Annotated in this window: 4 protein-coding genes; all 4 read left to right on the top strand. The window is 63.6% G+C overall.

Annotation, left to right across the window (positions count from 1 at the left end):
- Positions 1–266 (top strand): hypothetical protein (locus tag AC1DY5_RS48010; protein WP_478121396.1); only part of this gene is annotated, 266 nt, incomplete at its 5' end.
- A gap of 9 nt (positions 267–275) precedes the next feature.
- Complete coding sequence (locus AC1DY5_RS48005; protein WP_478121395.1) at positions 276–734, top strand: hypothetical protein; 459 nt, start codon at positions 276–278, stop codon at positions 732–734.
- Between the two features lie 5 nt (positions 735–739).
- Positions 740–2,767, top strand: a complete 2,028-nt coding sequence (locus AC1DY5_RS48000) for a hypothetical protein (RefSeq protein WP_478121394.1) — start codon at positions 740–742, stop codon at positions 2,765–2,767.
- The gene (locus AC1DY5_RS47995; RefSeq protein ID WP_478121393.1) at positions 2,764–3,237 is read left to right on the top strand and encodes a hypothetical protein; all 474 of its coding nucleotides are present in this window, start codon (positions 2,764–2,766) and stop codon (positions 3,235–3,237) included. Before AC1DY5_RS48000 ends, AC1DY5_RS47995 begins: the two co-directional genes overlap by 4 nt.
- The last annotated feature ends 179 nt before the right edge of the window (positions 3,238–3,416 follow it).

The raw sequence follows: 3,416 nt of genomic DNA, 5'->3' as shown, positions 1-3,416 counted from the left end.
CGGAGAGCACCAGCTACACGCCAACCAATCGCGTGCCGTTCATTACTGGCGCGGTCGTGAACGGCCAGGTGGACAACAGCGCTGCGAAGGCAGAGTTCACCTTCACCGCGCCAAAGACCATCTACGGCGCCGTCATCTCGTCGTCGCAGCCCTGGGGCTCTACCACGGGCGTGATCCCAAGCGCCGTGCGTTTCGCCTCTCCGAAGGTTCTCGACGAGGGTTCGGTCCTGCGCGTGACCGGGGCCCTCTCCCTCGCCTCCGCGTAAGGAATCGCCATGACTGTCCAAGTCTCCACCGGCCTGAGCAACGCGCTGCTCGACACCGGCTCGCTCAAGGCCGCGCTGAACTTGGGCTTCATCAAAATCTATGAGATTGATGATCTCACGGGTGCGCCGCCTGCGAGCGCCGACGAGGCCGTGACGGGCACGCTGCTGTGCACGATCAGTGTGGACGGCACGGGCACCGGCCTGACGCTGGGCGCGGCGGCGAGCGGCGCCATCCCGAAGACGTCCTCCGAGACGTGGAGCGGCGTGAATGCCGCCAGCGGCACCGCAGGCTACTGGCGCTGGGTGGCTCCAGGCGACGATGGCACCCTGAGCACCACGCAGAAGCGTCTGCAGGGCACGTGCGGCACGTCGGGGTCGGGCGCCGACATGACCATGCCGAGCCTGAGCCTCGAGGCCGGTGTCGCACAGCCCATCGACGCGGCGTCCATCACGCTGCCGACGACCTAAGCGGAATGCCAGTCAAGTACCGCGACGGCTGGTCGGGTCCTGCGGCGCAGACGGCCGAGTGGATGAGTCAGCCTGGCGAGCGCACGGTCTCGCACCGCCTGCGCGACGGCGTGCTCACGGAGCGCAACGGCGAGTTCATCAACGTCTACCAGGCCGCCGCGCCTGTGGTCGCGGTGCCCCCGCTCACAGGCCTCTACAGCATCCCTGCCAACGAGATCGCGTTCAAGGGCTGGGGCAAGCCGTTCAAAGACCCGGCGACCGGGGTGGCGATCAATCCACCGCTGGGCACCCAGGTGCCCTCCGGAGCATCGCCGACCACTGGCGGGGTAGTCGCCAAGGTCAAGGACGGAGTGATCAAGAGCCTGAAGCGCGGGATCAGCACGGACGTGTCCTCGCTGTTCGATGAGAACAGCCGCCTCCAGTACCTGAACTTCGACGTGCTCACCGGCGAGCCGCACTACAGCGCGCAGATCCATCGCCGCTTCGAGTGGGTGGGCGCAGACGGCGCGATCCTAGTGTGCGACACCGTGCCCGACATCGACACGGGGTTCACGCTCGGTGGCAGCATCTACTTCCGGGGCAAGAAGGTGGCGGGTGCGCCAGAGGGCACGGCCAGTGCGGTGATGACCGCCTGTCGCTTCGGGGCGGACAGCAGCAAGGTCCTGTGGTGCTGCACGTTCGACGTGACCCACGCGATCCTGAAGTTCTGGAAGCGGCAGTGGGGTGCACCGATCACCGACGCCTGGACGTTCATCGCCAGCTTCGACTGCACGACCCTGGACTCGCAGTTCAACGTCGTGACCGCGGTCAAGAGCGACACCCACGGCATGACGTTCAGGACGTGGATTCCGCCGTGCGTGATGCACGCGATCAGCAATGCCTCGGGCACCCAGTGCCTGGTGAAGATCGGCTACTGGGGCGCGTTCCACCATCGACTGAGGGACGCCACCCGGCCCCTGCCGCACTACTGGCATGGCCACCTGCTGGTGGACACGGCCACCGGCGGGGTCTCGGTCTTCCAGCAGACGGTGGGATCGAGCACCACGAACGTCATCAGTGCGACGACCCCGACCTCGACGACCCTGGATCAAACGGCGTCGTTCATCGGCGGGTACTCGGGCTTCCCGATGATCGTCGACGTGGGCTGGGATGGCGACACCCAGGTGAACGCGGTGATCGATGCCTCGGGCACGATCAACACCTTTCAGCACGACCTTTTCACGTTCTCGCTGACGGACTCCACGAGCAGCGAGTTGTTCGAGTGGACGATCTCCGACAACCGGAAGATCACGCTGACCCTGGGCGGGCTGACCTACGACATCCTGAACTCCGCCGAGAACGGCAACTGGACCGGCACCCGGACCACGAACTCGGCCGGGACGGGCGGGACCATGGACGGTATCGGCACGTACGGCCGCGATGTCAAGAACCACTTGATCAGGCTGATCGACGCCCAGAACCAGGTGGTGGTCATCCAGGGCGGTCACGTCGCCGAGACCGTGCAAAAGCTCCTTGCGTTCCCTTGGTCAGCCGGCACCGCCGCAGAGCAGGGCACGAGCACAGTGACCCTCAACGAATTCACCTACCGACTGTGGGCGCGAGACCAGTGGGTGGACCTGAAGACCACCAATCCAGCAGGCACGCCGCGCATCGCGTTCAGGCCCGGGTTCGCAACGTCAACGGGTGGGACGACGGTCACGACCCAGGGTCCGTTCGCCGGCCAGTTCCCGAGCTACCCACAGCCCGACACGTTGTGGGCCTCGTCCGACGATTGGAACTACATGAACTACCGGTATTTCAACGGGTTGTTCGTGTTGTGCGTGCCGCAAGTGCTCAAGCCTGATGTTCTCCAGCACATCAGCTTTCCCGGTAGCTCGGACGACCCCACGGTCTTCACGATGGTCACCCGCCAGCGGGCGAACTCGAATCTGAGTAGCACGGACTGGACGATCTTCACGAACCCTCCGGTGGACATCGCGGCCACATTCGGGGTCACCGGCACCCACAGGCTCAAGAACCTGAGATTGATATGACCGTTCTTTTTCGAGACGACTTCACCGGTAGCGGGAACCTGTCGACGCACGTCAGCGATTCGGGGCACACCTATACCGACTTCGACTTTTTCCTTGCCTCGGACTTTCTCCTCAGCGGCGGGAGCGCGGGGATTGACTTAGCTCTGACGACCGGCGCCGGGGCCAGGACCACGCAGCTTGTGCCGCTGGAGTTCAAGCTGACCGTCGTTGTCAACATCGGTGCCCCTTTTACTTCCGTCCAAGACTTTGCCGAGCTAAGTTTCTTCTTCCACCGCGACGACTTCAGTTCAGAGATATTCATTGATCGGAACGGAATTACCCTCGATTTGGAGGGGGCACCAGGGTCCACCGGGCTTGTAGCAGGCTCGCACACGTTCGAATTGCTCTGCGCAGCAGGAGACATGACGTGGTCCCTGGACGGTGTGCCGGTGGCAAGCAAAGGTGCGCCGCATGAGCCACTAGTACAATGACACGTAAATAACGGAACATGCATACACTCCGTCTATCCCCGTTGGGGTTACGAAGGAGTTCTCATGCGCCAGACCGAATTGCATTTGACCGAGAAGGATCGGTCGGTCATCGAGGAGATTCGAAGCAAGGGAATCCATCATTCGCGCGAAGTGAACCGGGCGCATGCGCTGTCGTGTCT

This window comes from Variovorax sp. P4_D9 (genome assembly GCF_056401695.1).
This window is presented reverse-complemented; position numbering and strand designations above follow the sequence as displayed.

Bases quoted from the DNA above. Each gene is read 5' to 3' on its own strand.
- AC1DY5_RS48005 (WP_478121395.1), top strand. From the start codon at position 276: ATGACTGTCCAAGTCTCCACCGGCCTGAGCAACGCGCTGCTCGACACC.
- AC1DY5_RS48000 (WP_478121394.1), top strand. From the start codon at position 740: ATGCCAGTCAAGTACCGCGACGGCTGGTCGGGTCCTGCGGCGCAGACG.
- AC1DY5_RS47995 (WP_478121393.1), top strand. From the start codon at position 2,764: ATGACCGTTCTTTTTCGAGACGACTTCACCGGTAGCGGGAACCTGTCG.